General features: G+C 74.1%; 14 protein-coding genes. 11 read left to right on the top strand and 3 right to left on the bottom strand.

Annotation, left to right across the window (positions count from 1 at the left end):
* Positions 1–155: 155 nt before the first annotated feature.
* The 4 genes from VM636_RS09215 (at position 156) to VM636_RS09200 (ending at position 3,828) form a co-directional block, all read left to right on the top strand.
* Positions 156–1,391, top strand: coding sequence for an Ig-like domain-containing protein (locus VM636_RS09215; RefSeq protein ID WP_234312659.1), 1,236 nt, complete (start codon positions 156–158; stop codon positions 1,389–1,391).
* Positions 1,392–1,547: 156 nt separating this feature from the next.
* Positions 1,548–2,315, top strand: coding sequence for an enoyl-CoA hydratase-related protein (locus VM636_RS09210; RefSeq protein ID WP_030421353.1), 768 nt, complete (start codon positions 1,548–1,550; stop codon positions 2,313–2,315).
* A gap of 262 nt (positions 2,316–2,577) precedes the next feature.
* Positions 2,578–3,081 (top strand): ATP-binding protein, encoded by a 504-nt coding sequence (locus VM636_RS09205; protein ID WP_030421352.1) that lies wholly within the window; start codon positions 2,578–2,580, stop codon positions 3,079–3,081.
* A gap of 111 nt (positions 3,082–3,192) precedes the next feature.
* Positions 3,193–3,828 carry an ADP-ribosyltransferase gene (locus VM636_RS09200; protein ID WP_053913608.1) on the top strand — a complete coding sequence of 212 codons (636 nt, stop codon included), beginning with the start codon at positions 3,193–3,195 and terminating at the stop codon, positions 3,826–3,828.
* 71 nt (positions 3,829–3,899) lie between these two features.
* On the opposite strand, the gene VM636_RS09195 is transcribed toward VM636_RS09200, so the two are convergent.
* Positions 3,900–4,457 carry a glycoside hydrolase family 25 protein gene (locus VM636_RS09195; RefSeq protein WP_030421350.1) on the bottom strand — a complete coding sequence of 186 codons (558 nt, stop codon included), beginning with the start codon at positions 4,455–4,457 and terminating at the stop codon, positions 3,900–3,902.
* 229 nt (positions 4,458–4,686) lie between these two features.
* Here VM636_RS09195 and VM636_RS09190 point away from each other — a divergent pair, with 229 nt between their 5' ends.
* On the top strand, positions 4,687–5,976 hold the full coding sequence (locus VM636_RS09190) for a transposase (protein ID WP_234312657.1): 1,290 nt from the start codon (positions 4,687–4,689) through the stop codon (positions 5,974–5,976).
* Positions 5,977–5,982: 6 nt separating this feature from the next.
* Here VM636_RS09190 and VM636_RS09185 read toward each other — a convergent pair whose 3' ends face one another.
* Positions 5,983–7,917 (bottom strand): helix-turn-helix domain-containing protein, encoded by a 1,935-nt coding sequence (locus tag VM636_RS09185; RefSeq protein WP_338484260.1) that lies wholly within the window; start codon positions 7,915–7,917, stop codon positions 5,983–5,985.
* 276 nt (positions 7,918–8,193) lie between these two features.
* Between VM636_RS09185 and VM636_RS09180 the strand changes: the two genes are divergently transcribed.
* Positions 8,194–8,973: a methyltransferase gene (locus tag VM636_RS09180; protein WP_078856043.1), complete on the top strand. Its 780-nt coding sequence runs from the start codon at positions 8,194–8,196 to the stop codon at positions 8,971–8,973.
* Positions 8,974–9,030: 57 nt separating this feature from the next.
* Here the strand turns inward: VM636_RS09180 and VM636_RS09175 are convergent, their stop codons facing one another.
* Positions 9,031–10,146 (bottom strand): transaldolase family protein, encoded by a 1,116-nt coding sequence (locus VM636_RS09175; protein ID WP_030421346.1) that lies wholly within the window; start codon positions 10,144–10,146, stop codon positions 9,031–9,033.
* 295 nt (positions 10,147–10,441) lie between these two features.
* Here VM636_RS09175 and VM636_RS09170 point away from each other — a divergent pair, with 295 nt between their 5' ends.
* The 5 genes from VM636_RS09170 to VM636_RS09150 all read left to right on the top strand — a co-directional run bounded on the left by VM636_RS09170 (position 10,442) and on the right by VM636_RS09150 (position 16,511).
* Positions 10,442–10,930 carry a cupin domain-containing protein gene (locus VM636_RS09170; protein WP_234312654.1) on the top strand — a complete coding sequence of 163 codons (489 nt, stop codon included), beginning with the start codon at positions 10,442–10,444 and terminating at the stop codon, positions 10,928–10,930.
* Between the two features lie 80 nt (positions 10,931–11,010).
* Complete coding sequence (locus VM636_RS09165) at positions 11,011–12,675, top strand: FAD-binding oxidoreductase (RefSeq protein ID WP_030421344.1); 1,665 nt, start codon at positions 11,011–11,013, stop codon at positions 12,673–12,675.
* Positions 12,676–12,683: 8 nt separating this feature from the next.
* Complete coding sequence (locus VM636_RS09160; RefSeq protein WP_078856042.1) at positions 12,684–14,150, top strand: MFS transporter; 1,467 nt, start codon at positions 12,684–12,686, stop codon at positions 14,148–14,150.
* Between the two features lie 63 nt (positions 14,151–14,213).
* Positions 14,214–14,978, top strand: a complete 765-nt coding sequence (locus VM636_RS09155; protein ID WP_030421342.1) for a glucose 1-dehydrogenase — start codon at positions 14,214–14,216, stop codon at positions 14,976–14,978.
* A 366-nt stretch (positions 14,979–15,344) separates the two neighbouring features.
* Complete coding sequence (locus VM636_RS09150; protein ID WP_338484259.1) at positions 15,345–16,511, top strand: 3-deoxy-7-phosphoheptulonate synthase; 1,167 nt, start codon at positions 15,345–15,347, stop codon at positions 16,509–16,511.
* The last annotated feature ends 57 nt before the right edge of the window (positions 16,512–16,568 follow it).

The raw sequence follows: 16,568 nt of genomic DNA, 5'->3' as shown, positions 1-16,568 counted from the left end.
CTCCCCGCGACCGGAACACACCCTTCCGTCAACTCGGTACGCAACGGTGACAATCCCCCCGTCCCCGACGCCCCTGGCCTGCGGTTACGATGCGCCCGAGCGCCTCGTGGCGCCGTGGGGAGCGGGCCCCGTCGGGCCCGGCGAGGGGAGACATCGTGAACGTGCGTCCGATATCCGGGCAGTCGACGTCCGGTATACGGGGCGGGCGCGGGAGGCGACTGCAGGCACTGGCGCTGGGGGCGCTGCTGCTGACCGTGACCGCGTGCGGAGGGGGCGGCGCCGGGGGCGCGGGCAAGGAACGGGCGGACGCCACCGCCGCCCAGAGCACCCAGTCCGAGGCGGTCGTGACCATCGCGCCCCAGGACGGCGCCAAGGCCGTCGACACCAGCGGGGTGCTGCGGGTCGGGGCCGCCAAGGGCAAGCTGACCGAGGTCGTCGTCGAGGACGGCGACGGCAAGCGCGTCGAGGGCGCGATATCCGGGGACGGCGCCACCTGGACGCCGTCCACCCACCTGGCGGCCAAGACCGGCTACACCGTCCGCGCCGTCGCGAAGGACGCGGCCGGCCGCGCCGCCACCGAGACCTCCCGCTTCACCACCCTGACGCCCAAGGCGACCTTCCTCGGCACCTTCACCCCCGAGGACGGCAGCACCGTCGGCGTCGGGATGCCGTTCTCGGTCCGCTTCGACCGGGGCATCACCGACCCCGCCGCCGTCGAGAAGGCCATCACCGTCACCACCGAACCGGCCGTCGAGGTCGCCGGCCACTGGTTCGGCAACGACCGCCTCGACTTCCGCCCCGAGAAGTACTGGAAGGCCGGCACCAAGGTCACCGTCGGCCTCGACCTCGACGGCGTCGAGGGCCGCGAGGGCGTCTACGGCAAGCAGTCCAAGACCGTCTCCTTCACCATCGGCCGCGACCAGGTCTCCGTCGTCGACGCGCGCGAGCACACCATGGAGGTCACCCGGGAGGGCAAGGTCGTCCGCACCATCCCGATCACCGCGGGCGCCCCCGGCACCGCCACCTGGAACGGCCAGATGGTCGTCACCGAGAAGTTCAAGGTGACCCGGATGAACGGCGAGACGGTCGGCTTCGGCGGCGAGTACGACATCCACGACGTGCCGCACGCCATGCGCCTGTCCACCTCCGGCACCTTCATCCACGGCAACTACTGGGGCGGCGACGCCTTCGGCAACCGCAACTCCAGTCACGGCTGCGTCGGCCTGCGCGACGTGCGCGGCGGCTGGGACAAGAAGACGCCGGCCGCCTGGTTCTACGAGAACTCGATGGTGGGCGACGTGGTCGTCGTCAAGAACTCCAAGGACGCCACCATCGCCCCGGACAACGGCCTCAACGGCTGGAACATGTCCTGGCAGGAGTGGAAGTCCTGACCGCACGGCCGGGCCCCGGGAAGCCCCCGGCGCCGGCCCGCGCGACCTCGCGCCCGCCCGGGGAGCACCCCGGGCGGGCGCGCCGTCACCGGGGCGGTCCCCCCGGACCGCCACCGCGCCGGGGCCGCCCGCGTTAATCACCGTTAACCTGCTGGCATGACCGTACATCTCGAAGTCGCGGAGGGCGTCGGCACGCTGCGCCTGGACCGTCCGCCCATGAACGCCCTGGACGCCGCCATGCAGGACCGGCTCAAGGAACTCGCCGAGGAGGTCACGCGCCGCGAGGACGTGCGCGCCGTCGTGATCCACGGCGGCGAGAAGGTGTTCGCCGCGGGCGCCGACATCAAGGAGATGCAGGTGATGGACCACGCGGCGATGGTGCTGCGGGCCCGTTCCCTGCAGGACTCCTTCACGGCGGTGGCCCGCATCCCCAAGCCGGTCGTCGCCGCCGTCACCGGCTACGCGCTCGGCGGCGGCTGCGAACTCGCCCTCTGCGCCGACTACCGCATCGCCGGGGAGAACGCCAAGCTGGGCCAGCCCGAGATCCTGCTCGGCCTGATCCCCGGCGCCGGCGGCACCCAGCGCCTGTCCCGGCTGATCGGCCCCTCCCGGGCCAAGGACCTCATCTTCACCGGCCGCCAGGTCAAGGCCGACGAGGCCCTGGCCCTCGGCCTGGTCGACCGGGTCGTCCCGGCCGGCGAGGTTCACGAACAGGCCCACGCCTGGGCGGCCCGGCTCGCGAAGGGGCCCGCGATCGCGCTGCGCGCGGCGAAGGAGGCCGTCGACGCCGGACTGGAGACCGACCTCGACACCGGGCTCGCCCTGGAGCGGAACTGGTTCGCGGGCCTGTTCGCCACCGAGGACCGCGAGCGGGGCATGCGCAGCTTCGTCGAGGAGGGGCCCGGGAAGGCCAAGTTCCTCTGATCCGCTTGCAATTGACGTGATGTCTCATCCGGGCCCCTCGGCAGGGGCGTTTGTGGCAGCCTTGACGGACCACTGAGCGCGTCCTGTCGAGGGAGTCCGTCGATTGTCTCCGGCCCAGCCGTCCGCGCAGGTCAACGGGGCTGTTCGCGGTCCTGAAGTGCCCATGGCACATGCCAGACGTCCCGTGCGGGCTCCGGACTTCGCGGGGGCGCATTCCCCGGGAACGGCCCCGGAGCCCCGCCGGGGCGGCCATGATGGGGCAATGGCGGGGCTGGAGGGTACGGGGCAGCCGCGGGGGGCCGGCCGTGCGATCACGGCGCGCTGGACGCCCGCGGTCGAGGACGAGCACGGGGTCAGGGCGCTGGAGACCTTCGGCAACCCGGCCGACCGCGAGGTGCGCCTGCCCTCCCTGCCCGGGGCCGCCGCCACCGCGCGGCGCATGGTCCAGGTGGTGGCCCTGCGCCAGTGGAAGGTCGGCCCCAAGGTGACCGAGGACGCCGTCCTCCTCGCCTCCGAGCTCGTCGGCAACGCCGTCCGGCACACCGGCGCCCGCGCCTTCGGCCTCCACATGCGCCGCCGCCCCGGCCGCATCCGCGTCGAGGTCCGCGACCCCTCCCGAGGACTGCCCTGCCTGCTGCCCGTCCAGGAGACGGACGTCAGCGGGCGCGGTCTCTTCCTCGTCGACAAGCTCTCCGACCGCTGGGGGGCCGACCTGTTGCCGCGCGGGAAGACCACCTGGTTCGAGATCCGCGTCACCGACCGCTGACCGGGCTCGCCGCGGGGAGCATCACCCGCCGGTGGCAAGGGCGTTCACCCAACACGCCGCCTACGGGTGACGTTGCGCGCCGGGACGCCGGGCAGCCGGGATCGTACGCGCATGATCCTCACTCGTCTGCGGCGCCGGGTCGCCGCCGCCGTCCTGTCGTTGTCCGCCGTCCTCGCCACCACGGCCGCCACCTCGCCCCAGAGCGCCGCCGCGTCCGCGCCCGCGGGCACCACCGCGGCGGCGCCCGCGCGGGCCGCCGCACCGAGCTGTCCCCTGTTCGAGGACAAGCTCAAGGCCGCCGCCGACCGCGGGGTCGCGCTCGCCCGCATCACGCCCGACCCGGTCTGGCGCACCGCCTGCGGCACCCTCTACCGCAGCGACAGCCGGGGCCCCGCGATCGTCTTCGAGGAGGGCTTCCACGCCAAGGACGTGCTGACCGGCCAGTACGACGTCGAGCAGTACGTCCTCGTCAACCAGCCCTCGCCGTACGTCTCGACGACCTACGACCACGACCTCTACAAGACCTGGTACAAGTCCGGCTTCAACTACTACATCGACGCGCCCGGCGGCATCGACGTCAACAAGACGATCGGTGACACCCACAAGTGGGCCGACCAGGTCGAGGTGGCCTTCCCCGGCGGTATCCAGCGCCAGTACATCATCGGCGTCTGCCCGGTCGACAAGCAGACCAAGACCGAGATCATGAGCGAGTGCGAGGACAACCCGCACTACCGTCCCTGGCACTGATCCGCCGGCCCGCGCCCGCGCCCTCGGCGGGCGGGCGCCCCGGGGCGGACCCGGGCCGGCGGGCCTTTGGCTCAGCCGCCGCCGGCCCACCTCCGCAGGGCGTCCCCCGAGGGGAAGTCCGCCACGTTGGTGTCCAACGGCTCGTCGGTGTACTGGTGGAAGCGCCACTTCGCCTTGACGCGGGGTTTGCCCGCCGTCACGTAGTCCGCGATCCACAGCCCGTCGCCGGCGTACGAACTGGTGTCGACGTCGAGCCAGAAGGAACGGTTGCAGTAGAGCAGCACCCGGTGGTGCGGGCGCAGCTCCTTCACCTCGCGGAGGAACCGGTCCTTCTCGGCGGTGCTCGCCCGGGTGCCCTCGCCGGTGGTCTCCCAGTCGACGGCGAGCAGGTCGCCGGAGCGCTCGGGGGCCCGGGAGACGAAGTGCTCGGCCTGGGCCGTGAGGTCACCGGGCCACAGGAAGTGGTAGAAGCCGACGACGAGTCCGGCGTCCCGGCCCCGCTTCGTCTGGCCGGCGAGGCGGGGGTTGACGTACGAACGGCCCTCGGTCGCCTTCACGAAGACGAAGGAGTGGCCGTCGGTGGCGTAGTCGGCGGGCTGGTAGGCGCTGACGTCGATGCCGCGCAGCATGGGGCCTCCTGACGTGCCGTGGGGGGATGGAGACAGTGGTCATTCCCCGCCGGGGTACGGGCGATCCGCCACGGAAGGGGGAACCGGGAGCACGCCTTCCCCCGGTGTGCTCCCGCAACCGCCGTCCCGCGCCGGTGTGTGCCCGGTGCACCTCCCCACCACCGGAGGCGTCCGGCCACAGTGAGAACACCGCTGCGAGGCCGACGAGTTGGGGGAGATCACCGGGGCCATGACCACGACGACCGCGACCTCGATCACCACGAAGCCGGAGCCGGCCACGGCCACCGTCCGGACCGCGCCCACGGTCAGGACCATGACGGTCGTGTCCGGTGACCACGCGGGCCACCGTCCTTCGCGCCGTACGCTCCGGGGACGCGGTCCCCGCGGCGGCCCCGCCCTCGCCGACGGCGACGAGATCTGCGCCGTGCTCTTCGCCTCGTTACGCCGCAGCGACCAGCGACAGCGGGCCCGGCACTACCTGAGCGGCCTGCTGGAGGCGCAGGGCCGCAAGACGATCCGGAACATCGCCGCCCTGACCGACGGGGCCCCGGGGGAGCAGAGCCTGCACCACTTCATCAGCGACTCCACCTGGGACTGGGCCCCCATCCGCGCGGCCCTCGCCGACCACGTCGCCCGCGTCCTGCGGCCCCGCGCCTGGGTGGTCCGGCCGCTCTTCATCCCCAAGGCCGGCGAACACTCGGTGGGGGTGGGGCGGCAGCCGGCCCCCGACGGCGGACCGGCCCTCAACGGCCAACTGGCCTACGGGACCTGGGCCTCCTCGGAGGAGACCAGCGTGCCCGTCCAGTGGCGGCTGCACCTGCCGGACCCCTGGCTCGCCGACGCCGGCCGGCGGCACCGGGCGGAGATCCCCGACAGCGCCGCCGCCGAGACCCCCGACGAATGCGCCGCCGTCGCGGCGCTCTCCGTCGTCGGCCGCGTGGAAGGGCCGCCGCGCCCCGTCGTGCTGGACGTGCCCGTGACCGATCTCGCCGCGAGCGTCCGGCGGTTCACCGCGGCACGGGTTCCGCTGGTCGTGCGCATCGGGGCCCACGACCGGGTGGCCGTGGACGACCGGGCCCTGCCCGGTCACCGGTCGGGGACGGTCCCCGCCCGCCGTCTCATGGAGTCCGTGCGGCACCTGCGCCGGCCCGTGGAGTCCGGCGCGGGCCCGGGGCGGCTCGCGGCGGCGGCGCTGCGGGTACGGCTCCCGGGACCGGGCGCCGGGCCCGAACTGCTCCTGGTCGGCGAGTGGCGGCCCGGCGGCAGGGCTCCGGCGGCGCTGTGGCTGGCGGCCCCGGCGACCGCCTCCGCCCGCGACGTCCTGCGGTCGGCCCGGTGCGCCGGGCGGGCGGAGCTGGACGAGCGGCAGACCGGTGAACGGGTCGGCGTCCGCGACTTCGAGGGGCGGTCCTTCCGCGGCTGGCACCGCCACATGACCCTCGCCTCCGTCGCGCACGCCGTGACGGCCCTGGACGGCGCCGACGGCCCGCCCACCGGCGGCGGACTGCTCTCCGCCTGACCCCGCTCAGACCGGGGGGCGGCCGGCGTCCCGCGGCGGGCCGGCCGTGGGACGCCGGTGCTGGAGGGTGCGCCGGGTGCGGTGCAGCCGCAGGGCGAGCTGGATCTCCAGGGACCGTTCCGGCGACTGCCAGTCCGGGCCGAGGAGTTCGGTGATCCGCTCCAGCCGCCGGGAGACCGTGTTCGGGTGCACGTGCAGGTCCGAGGCGGCCCGGGTCGGACTCGCGGAGGAGGCGAAGTACGCGTCCAGCGTGTGCGTCAGCTCGGTGAACCGCGCCGCGTCGTAGTCCAGGACCGGGCCGATCACCGAGGCGATGTAGTCGTCGACGCCGTGGGTCTCGGAGAGCAGCACCCCGAGGAACCCCATCTGCTGAGGGGTGGCCGCGCAGCCGAGGTTGCCCAGTTCGGTCAGCGCGTCCAGGCAGCTCGCCGCCTCCCGGTGGGCCCTGGCCACCCCGTCCGGGTTCGCCACCGGGCCCGCCGCCCCGACGGTGACGGGATGCCCGGCGAGCGGTGTCAGCTCCCGGGACACCGCGTGGGCCGCGGCGAGGGGGTCGTCCCCGGGCACCAGGAGCGTCGCCCGCCCCTCGCGGAACCGGGCCAGCCCGCGGACCCGGTGCGCGTACGAGGAGGCCCACGCGGCGGCCCGGCCCCCCGGCCCGCCCTCGGGCCGGGCGACCACCACCACGTGCGGCGTGTCCAGGGCGATGCCCAGGCGCCGGGCCCGGTGCGTCAGCCGGCGCGGCTGCGGGATGACGTCGCTCAGCAACTCCTCGAACAACTCGTCGCGGATCTGGTCGTGCGCGACGGCCGAGGTGCGCTGGAGCAGCAGGATCAGGGCGACGGCCCGCGCGGTGAGCTGGAGCAGCCGCACCCCGAAACCGTCCGTCAGCGCCTCCGGGGTGACCAGCACGACCGAGCCGAGGTTCTCGCCGCCCGCGGTGACGGGTGCGACCCAGCCCCCGGGCACCGGCACCGGGCGGCCCGCCGCGTGGGCGTCGTACGTCCAGCGCAGGAACTCCTCCTCGGGCAGTTCCGGCGCGGTGCCCGTGACCACCACGGTCCGCCCGACGCAGTCGCGCACCACCAGCACACCCGACAACTCGCGGGCCGCGGCCTCGGCGAGGGGCTGGGGGTCGCAGCCGCTGAGCACCAGATCGATCAGCCGGATGTAGGCGGCCTCCACCCGGCGCTGCTCGCTGAGGCTGCTGCGCGCCCGGGAGGTGTCCCGTTCCAGCTCGGTCACCTCGGCGCGAGCGTCCTCCAGCAGCCGGGCCCGTTCGAAGGCGACCCCGGCGAGCTTGCCGAGGGAGCGCATGAGGCTGATCTCGTCGGGCGTGAAGTGGCGGACCTTGCGGTCGGCGCCGTAGAGGGTCCCGAAGACGCGGGTGCCGTGCCCGAGCGGCACCGCCAGCATGGCGCGCAGCCCCTCGGCCCGGACCACCCCGTCGATCTCGGCGGAGTGCGGGATGTCCCGGTCGGCCCGGTAGTCGGGGGTCCAAGCGGGGGCGCCGGTGCGCTGGACGAGGCTGCCGAGACCGGCGTCCGCGGTGGTCTTGAGGCCCACGCTGCGCGAGGTGGTCTCCCCCTCGGCGACCCGGATGGCGGCGGTGTCGCCGCCCCGCGAGTCCAGCAGCCCGATGTAGGCCATGTCCAGGTTGAGTAATCGCCGGGCCCGCCGGGTGATCTCGTGCAGCAGGGCGTCCACCCCGTGCACGAGGGTGAGGTCGTGCGCGGTGTCGACGAGCACCGAGAGCCCGGCCTCGCGCCGCTGGGCATGGCCGATGAGGGCCTGGACGCGGGCGGCGAGGCGGACCGCCCGGTCGAGTTCCGCGAGGTCCGCGCCGGGGTTCGCCTGCCGTGCGCAGCCGAGCAGTTCCTCGAAGCGCTCCGGCGCCGCTCCCTCGGCGAGCAGTTCCAGCACGGACATGGCGTCGGACACGGCAGTCTCCGGTCCCCCTGTCATCATCCCCCCGTGATCGCGCAGGTCGGCCCCAGGGAGCCTAGGACGGGGCCCCCGCCACGGCAACCGAGCCTCCCGCGCCGCGCCCCATGGTGGCCGAACCACCACCCCACCCGTGCGATCCGGTGCCGGGGCCACCTGTCGCCCCGCCCCGGACCGCGAAAGGATCAGGCCACGACGGTGAAAACGGGACGGAAACGGTGTCCGGTGCCCACGTGACGGGGCCCGGGACACAGGAGGGGGACGTCGGGCGGCATGTCCGAGATCACCAGTTACCTGCGGTCGATCGAGCGCAGTCGTGACTCCATGCGGCCGGAACACCGGCCCGGGGTCTTCAGCCTGCGCGGGCGCCAGTGGGACCTGCTCGACACGGTGTTCTCACCCCCGCACGCGGGCACCACGGAGATCGTGCTCGACCTGCTGGGCCTCGGCACCCCGGCCGCCCCGCCCTGGCGCGGCGCCTTCTGCGAGATCGGCTCCGGCACCGGCGTCGTCGCGGTCACCGCCGCCCTCGCCGGCTGCGAACGGGTCGTCGCCTGCGACATCAACCCGGAGGCCGTGGCCAACACCGCGCGCAACGCGCGCCGTCACGGCGTCGGCCACCGCGTCCACTGCGTGCACAGCGACCTCTTCGCCGGGCTGCCCGACGAGTCGTACGACACCATCGTGTGGAGCTCCCCCTACGTGCGGGCGCCCGAGGACCACCGGTTCGGCTCACCGCTGGAACGGGCCTACGTCGATCCCGGGTACGCGGCCCACCGCCGCTACGTGGAGGAGGCGCCGCGCCGGCTGACCCGCGGCGGGCGGGCCCTGCTGCACTTCAGCAGCCGGGGGGACCTCGACGCGCTGGCCCGGATCGCCGCGGAGGCGGGGCGGCGGCTGAGCGTGCGGGAACGGCACGCGGTCGTCGACCGGGGGGACCCGGTCGAGCACTACCTGCTGGAGATCAGCCCCGGCGCGGTCGCGGGGACGTGGCCGTGGGACGTGGACGCCGGCGGTGTGCCGGAGCAGGCCGGGGCGCCGTCCGGGACGTGACCCGGCCGGGTCGGGGGGCCCGGCCGGGCCGCGGAAGCGGTCGGCGGCGGGGGCGCGCTACCGCGTCCCCACCGCCGACAACAGGGCTTCCCAGGCGGCCAGTTCACGGTCCAGCGCCGCCTGTTCCAGATGGCGGGCGACCGAGTCGAGGAGGACGCCCGTGCGCTCCAGCCCGTCCAGGACGCGGCAGGCGGGGCCGTGCCGCCCGCTCACGGTGTCCCCGTGGAACCCGGAGCGGCGCTCCAGCGCGCCCAGGGCGCCCTCGGGCAGGGCGTGCAGGGTCATCCAGGCGATCAGCCGTTCCACCCGGTCCAGCGCCGCCCGCGGTTCCTCCGGTGTGTGCTCCGAGGTCCACAGCAGGCGCTGGGGGAGGGCGCCACCGGCCGCGAGGGTACGCCACTGGGGGCAGCCGAGGCTCTCCTCGTAGCGCCGGTACAGCAGTTGGGCCGTCGCCGTGCCGGCGGTGCCGCGCAGTCCGGCGGCAAAGGGGTCCCCCGAGGCGTCCAGCAGGGCGTCGACCCCGGCGTCGAGGTGGCCGACGTCCACGGAGACCAGGGAGGTGACGGCGGAGTGCGGGGCGCCGGTGGCCGCGGCGCGTTCCAGGCCCCGGAAGTAGACGTCCACGGCCTCCGCGTAGCGCCGCACGGAGAACACGGACGTGAGGTGCACGCCGACGCCGCGGGCGAGCAGGTCGCCGGCGGCGGCCATGCCCCGGCCCGCGGCGGGCACCCGGACCAGCAGGTTCGGCCGCCCCACCGTCCGCGCGAGACGCAGGGCGTGGCCGACGGTGGCCCCGGCGTCCGAGGCGAGGCGGGGCGCGAGCCCCACGGAGACCCAGCCGTGCATGCCCCGCGTCGACCGGAACACCGGCTCCAGCGCGGCACAGGCCGCACGGGCGTCCTCGGCGATCAGCGCGTAGGCCCGCTCCTCGGCCGGCACCCCGGACCGCTGGAGATCCTCCAACTGGCCGCGGTAGGCGGTGCCGTCGGCGAGCGCCCGCACCACGGCCGCCGGCCGGGACACGGCGCCGCGCACCAGCCCGGCCTCGACCAGTCTCCCCAGACCGCCCCCGGCCGCCCGGCCGCGGTGCCAGTCGTCCAGCCAGAGCGCGACCCCCTCCGCCGTGAGCTGGGCCAGGGCACCGCCACCGGCCGGGCACGTCCCCATGGTCATCGATTGCCTCCGCTCCGGAATCGGCGCAAGACGTCGTGGACCGTCGAGTCCCGGGCCAGACATTACACTCGCGTCCCCGTGGGGATAACGTCGGCGTTACCCCCCGATCGAATTCCGGACACGTGACAAAGTATTCCGCGCCGCGTTGCGTTCCGGACCCGGAGCTGCTCTCCGGAAGGCAGGGGAACCGCACCTGACAAACTATTCCGGCGCGCGTTGCGAGCGGTCCCGGCGGCATGTGAGGCTCCCGTCGAACTGGTGAGTGGAACATGGCAGAGCGCGCTCGGGAGGGGTCTTGACCGCAGAACTGGGCGGACGGTCGCCGCTGATCCGCCGCGACGGCGAGGGGGTGTCCCGGCTCTGGGGGAAGGGGTCGGTGGTCACCACCAAGCTCTCCGCCGAGGAGACCGGCGGCATGCTGGGAATCACGCACTTCAGCGCGGTGAAGGGGGAACGCGCTCCGCGGCACACGCACACCCTCGAGGACGAGATCTTCATCGTCGAGGGCGGCGAGGTCGTCCTCACCGCGGGCGAGCGCACCGAGGTCGTCAACGGCGCGGGCGTGCTGTTCCTGCCGCGCGGGATACCGCATTCCTACCTCGTGGAGAGCGATACCGCCCGTTTCTACGTCATCACCACACCCGGTGGATTCGAACGGTTCTTCTCGGAGACCGGATATCCGACCCACCACGGAAAGTCGGCTCCGGTCGGTGCGGCGTGGTCCGTCGACCGCACCAGGGAATTCGCGGAGAAACTCGGACTGGGGGTCGTCTGGGGCGACTGACCGCTCGGCGCATTCCGGCTCCTGGTGCATGTCATGTCGCCACCGCTCATCGACACCTACACAGAGAGAACGCGAGTTCCATGAGAAGACGAAGCGTCCTGACCGGTACGGCCGTCGCGATAGCCGCCACGACCCTGGAGGCGGGTCCCGCCGCCGCCTCGCCCGCCGCACCCGCCGGCTCCGCCGCCGGCGGCGACGCGGTCACGGTCCTCCCGGGCGACCCCCGCTACGCCGACCTCGTCGTCGGCAACAACGCCCGCTGGGTCTCCCGTCCCGACGCCGTCCGGCTGGTGCGGACCACCGAGCAGACGGTGCGCGCCGTCCAGGAGGCCGTCGACGCCGGCAAGCGCATATCCGTGCGCGGCGGCGGCCACTGCTACGCGGACTTCGTCCACCACCCCGAGGCACGGGTGGTCATCGACACCTCCCTGCTCGACACCGTGACCTACGACCGTCGCCGCCGGGCCTTCGCCGTCGGCGCGGGCGCCACGCTGCTCCACGTGTACGAGTCGCTGTTCAAGGGCTGGGGAGTCACCATCCCCGGCGGCATGTGCTACTCGGTGGGCGCCGGCGGCCACATCAGCGGCGGCGGCTACGGCATGCTGTCGCGGCGCCACGGACTGACCGTCGACCACCTGTACGCCGTCGAGGTGGTCGTCGTCGGCGCGAACGGCAAGGCCCGCAGCGTCGTGGCCACCCGCGAGGCCGACGACCCCCACCGGGACCTGTGGTGGGCCCACACCGGCGGGGGCGGCGGCAACTTCGGCGTGATCACGCGGTACTGGTTCCGCAGCCCCGGCGCCACCGGCACCGACCCCTCCGCGCTGCTGCCCCGGCCCCCCCGCGAGGTCCTGGTCAGCGCGCTGGGCCTGCCGTGGAGCGCGCTCGGCAAGGACGCCTTCACCGCCGTGGTGCGCGCCTTCGGCGCCTGGCACGAGCGCAACGCCACCCCCTCGGCGGCCGAGGCGTCCCTGTGCAGCTTCCTGATGATGAACCACCGGGCGAACGGCAGCATCGGACTCCTCACCCAGGTCGACGCGACCCTGCCCGGAGCCGAGGACGCGCTGCGCGACTTCCTCGCCGAGGTGACCGCCCCCCTGTCCGCCACGGCCCTGCGCCCGCTCGCCGGCAACGTCGGCGAACTGGGGCCGCTGCCCGAGCTGTTCACCCCGCAGCGACTGCCCTGGCTGCATTCCGTACGGCTGCTGGGCACCAGCAACCCGACGCTGACCGACCCGACGCTGCGCGGCCACCACAAGTCCGCCTACCTGCGCCGGAACGTGACGACGGCGCAGGCGGCGTCCATGTACCGGCACCTGACCCGCACCGACCACGAGAACCCGGCCTCCATGGTCGTCCTGCTCTCCTACGGCGGGAAGATCAACACGGTGGGCGCGGGCGACACCGCGTCGGCGCAGCGCGACTCGATCTTCAAGGGCCTGTTCCAGAGCTTCTGGCCGGACGCCGACGGCGACGACGCCAACATCGGGTGGACCCGCGACGTGTACGGCGAGGTGTTCTCCGCCACCGGCGGCTACCCCGTCCCCGGCGCGGCCACGGACGGCTGCTACATCAACTACCCGGACGCCGACATCACCGACCCGCAGGTCAACACCACCGGCGTGCCGTGGCACACCCTGTACTACAAGGACAACTACCCGCGGCTCCAGCGTGCCAAGGCCGCGTACGACCCCCGGAACACGTTCCGGCACTCGCAGTCCATCACCCTCCCCGACACCACGTGAGGCGAGCCGTGCGGCAGCAGGACACCGTCGCGAACCAGCGGACGACACCGTCCGGAACGACCGCGGGCGCCGCGGCCGGCAGACACCGGGGCGCGGCGTTCGCGCTGCTCGCCTCGGTGCAGTTCGTGCTCATCCTCGCGATGAGCATGCTCAACGTGGTGCTGCCGCAGATCCAGGAGGAGTTCGGCACCAGCCGCGGCGAACTCGTCCTGCTCGGCGCCTCGTACGGCATGTCCTTCAGCGGTCTGCTGCTGCTCGGCGGACGCCTGTCCGACCTGTACGGCAGCCGGCGGGTGTTCCTGCTCGGCACGCTGGTCTTCGGTCTCAGCTCGGCGCTGGCGGCGTTCTCGCCCGGTCTGTGGACGCTGCTCGCGGCCCGCTTCGCGCAGGGGGCCGGCGCCGCCCTCGCGGTACCCGCCGCGATGGCGCTGGTCAGCGCCGTCCACCCGGAACCCGCGCGGCACGCCCGCGCCATGGCGGTGTGGGGCGGGCTCGCGGCCTCCGGCGGGACCGCGGGGATGCTGCTGTCGGGCGTGGTGGCCTCGGCGGACTCCTGGCGCTGGGCGTTCGCCGCCCCGGTCGCGGTGGCGGCGGTGGTCCTCGCCGTCGCCCCGCGGCTGCTGCCGCAGGGCGCGGCCTCGCGGGGCGGCCGGCTCGACGTGCTCGGCGCGGCCCTGGTCACCGCCGGCATCGGCCTGCTCGGATACGGGCTGGTGGAGGCGCCCGAGTACGGCTGGACCTCGCCGGTCGCGCTCGGCCCGCTGGTGGCCGGCGCCGTCCTGCTGCTGGGCTTCGTGGTCACCGAGGCCCGGGTGGAGCAGCCGCTGCTGCCGCTGTCCTTCCCCGCCTCGCCCCGCCGGGCGACGGCGCTGCTGGCGGTCTTCCTGGGCGCCGCGGGCATCACCACGATCTTCTTCCTGCTCGCCCTGTACCTCCAGCAGGTACGGGGCTACACCCCGCTGCAGACCTCGGCGGCCTTCCTGCCGTTCGGCCTGACCCTGGTCCTCGGCGGCCTGGGCGTGGGCCGGATGGTGCAGCGCTTCGGCCCGCGCGTGGTGCTCGTCACCGGACTGACGCTCGCCGGGCTCGGCATGGCCGCGCTGGGCAGGGCCGGCACCGACAGCCCGTACGCGGGCGCCCTCCTCGCCGGGCTGGTGCTCTTCCCCGCCGGGGCGGCCCTGGTCTTCGCCGGGGCCACCGTCACCGCGACCACCGACGTGCCGCCGGAGCAGGCCGGCCTCGCCGGGGCCGTGGTCAACACCGCCCTGGAGGCGGGCCCGGCCATCGGCCTCGCCGTGCTGGTCACGCTGGCCACCGCCCGCACCGACGCCCTGGAACGCGCCGGCACCGCCGCGGCCTCCGCCCAGTCCTCCGGTTACGGCTTCGCGTTCACCGTCGGGGCCGTGGCCTTCGGCGTCGCCGCCCTGGGCACGCTCGTCCTGCTGCGTCCCCGTCCCGGCCGCGACGCCGCCTGACCCTCCGTCCGCCCCCCGGGGCATCCCGTCTCCATCCGCACCGACACGTACCAAGGAGCCCCCATGACCGCCCGATTCAAGGACAAGGTCGTCATCGTCACCGGCGCCGGCGCCGGCATCGGCCGGGCCACCGCCAGGGCCTTCGCCCGGGAGGGAGCCACGGTGGTCGCCGCGGGCGTCCGCCCCGAGTCCGTCGAGCAGACCGTCCGGCTGATCGAGGAGGACGGTTCCGCCGCCGCCACCTCCTGCGTCGCCGACGTCACCCGCCCCGAGGACGTCGAACGCCTGGTGCGCTCGACGGTGGAGCGCCACGGGGGCCTGCACGTCGCGCACAACAACGCGGGCGTCTTCGGGAAGCCCGGACCCGTCGCCGACCTGGACCCGTCCGTCTGGCACTCGGTGCTCGACATCAACCTCAACGGCGTCCTGCACTGCCTGCGCCAGGAGATCGCGCACATGCGGGAGAACGGGGGCGGCGTCATCGTCAACACCTCCTCCAACATCGGTTACCACGGGCGCCGTCCCGGCATGGCCGCCTACGCCGCTTCCAAGGCCGCCGTCAGCACCCTGACCCGGGTCGCGGCGCTGGACCACATCAAGGACGGCGTGCGCATCAACGCGGTGAGCCCCGGCGCCACCGACACCACCATGTCGCTGCGCCCCGGGGAGACCGACGCCGACCGCGCGGCCCGGCTGGCCACCACCGTGCCGATCGCCCGCGTCGCGACCACCGACGAGATCGCGGCCGCGGTCCTGTGGCTCGCCTCCGAGGAGTCGAGCTTCGTCGTCGGCCAGGACCTCGTCGTCGACGGCGGCGTCACGAGCTGACCCGGTGCCGGGCCGCCCCGCCCGGCACCGGCGTCCCGGTCTCCTCGCCCCGCCCCTTGCCGGGAGACCGGGGCGCACGCCTGCCCCATCCCGCGTTCCCGTTTCCCCGCCGTGGTTCTCCCGTGCTTGCCGCGGCCTATTCCCCTGCCCTTTTCCCGTCGGATTCCCGCCGGTTTCCCGCCGGGTTCCCGTCTGTTTCCGGGTGAATGCGAGCGGGCCGCCGCATGAATGCGCAACCGGTCTCGCCGACCTGACGAAGTAACGATTCCCCACTTCCCGGGAATTCCCTCCGTACGCAGAATCGATGCAAGCACCTCACGAGTTCAGCCGAGCAAGTCCTTCTTCATCCCCATGAGAGGAACCGTGTTGAACAGCGAGCCGGCTCACATCGCATCGCTCCCCACCCTTCAGCAGCCCGCGTGGGAGGAGCATCCGGAGACCGCGCGGGTGAGGCGCGAACTGGCCGCGCTGCCCGCGCTGGTCTCGGCGGAGCACGTGGCCCAGTTGCACGAGCACCTGGCGGCGGTCGCCGGGGGCCGCGCCCAGGTCGTCCAGGCCGGCGACTGCGCGGAGGACTGGGCGGAGTGCGGCCCCGTCGACGTCGCCCGCAAGGCGGCCGTGCTGGACCTGCTGGCCGGGGTCATGCGCGTGAACGCGGGCCGGCCCGTGATCCGCGTGGGGCGGCTCGCCGGCCAGTACGCCAAACCACGCTCCCGCCCCACGGAGACCGTCCTCGGCGTCGAACTGCCCGTCTACCGCGGGCACATGGTCAACGACCCGAACCCCGACCCCGCGCTGCGGCGGCCCGACCCCCGGCGCCTGCTGACCGGCTACCGGGCCGCCCGCGAGGTCATGGGACACCTCGGCTGGACCAGCACCGCCCCGCTCGCCCAGGCCCCGGTGTGGACCAGCCACGAGGCGCTCCTCCTCGACTACGAACTGCCCCTGGTGCGCCGCCAGGCCGACGGGGGGCTGCTGCTCGCCTCCACGCACTGGCCCTGGATCGGCGAGCGCACCCGCCAGGTGGACGGTGCCCACGTGGCGCTCCTCGCGGCCGTCTCCAACCCGGTGGCCTGCAAGGTGGGCCCGGCGATGACCCCCGGGGAACTGCTCCGGCTGGCCGAGCGCCTGGACCCCGGCCGCGTGCCCGGGCGCCTCACGCTCATCGCGCGGATGGGGGCCGGAGCGGGGCCCGCGAGGCTTCCCGCCCTGGTCGCCGCCGTCCGCGACGCCGGGCATCCGGCGATCTGGCTCTGCGACCCGATGCACGGCAACACCGTCTCCGGTCCCGACGGACTGAAAACCCGTCTCGTGAAGGACGTCGTGCGCGAGGTCGAGGAATTCCATGAAGCCGTCGTGGCGCACCAGGGAATTCCCGGCGGCCTCCATCTGGAAACGACCCCGGACGATGTGACGGAATGCGTCGCCGACACGGATCTCATGCATTCCGTCGGAGTCAAGTACACGAGTTTCTGCGATCCGCGCCTCAACCCCGGGCAGGCCGTCGAGGTCGCCTCGGCCTGGCGCCGCTGACCGTGGGCGCACCGGCCCGCGCACCCGCCCGTCCGACACCCCCACCCGCCGGCACCC

It is taken from the genome of Streptomyces sp. SCSIO 75703, from assembly GCF_036607905.1.
Lineage (GTDB): Bacteria > Actinomycetota > Actinomycetes > Streptomycetales > Streptomycetaceae > Streptomyces.
This window is presented reverse-complemented; position numbering and strand designations above follow the sequence as displayed.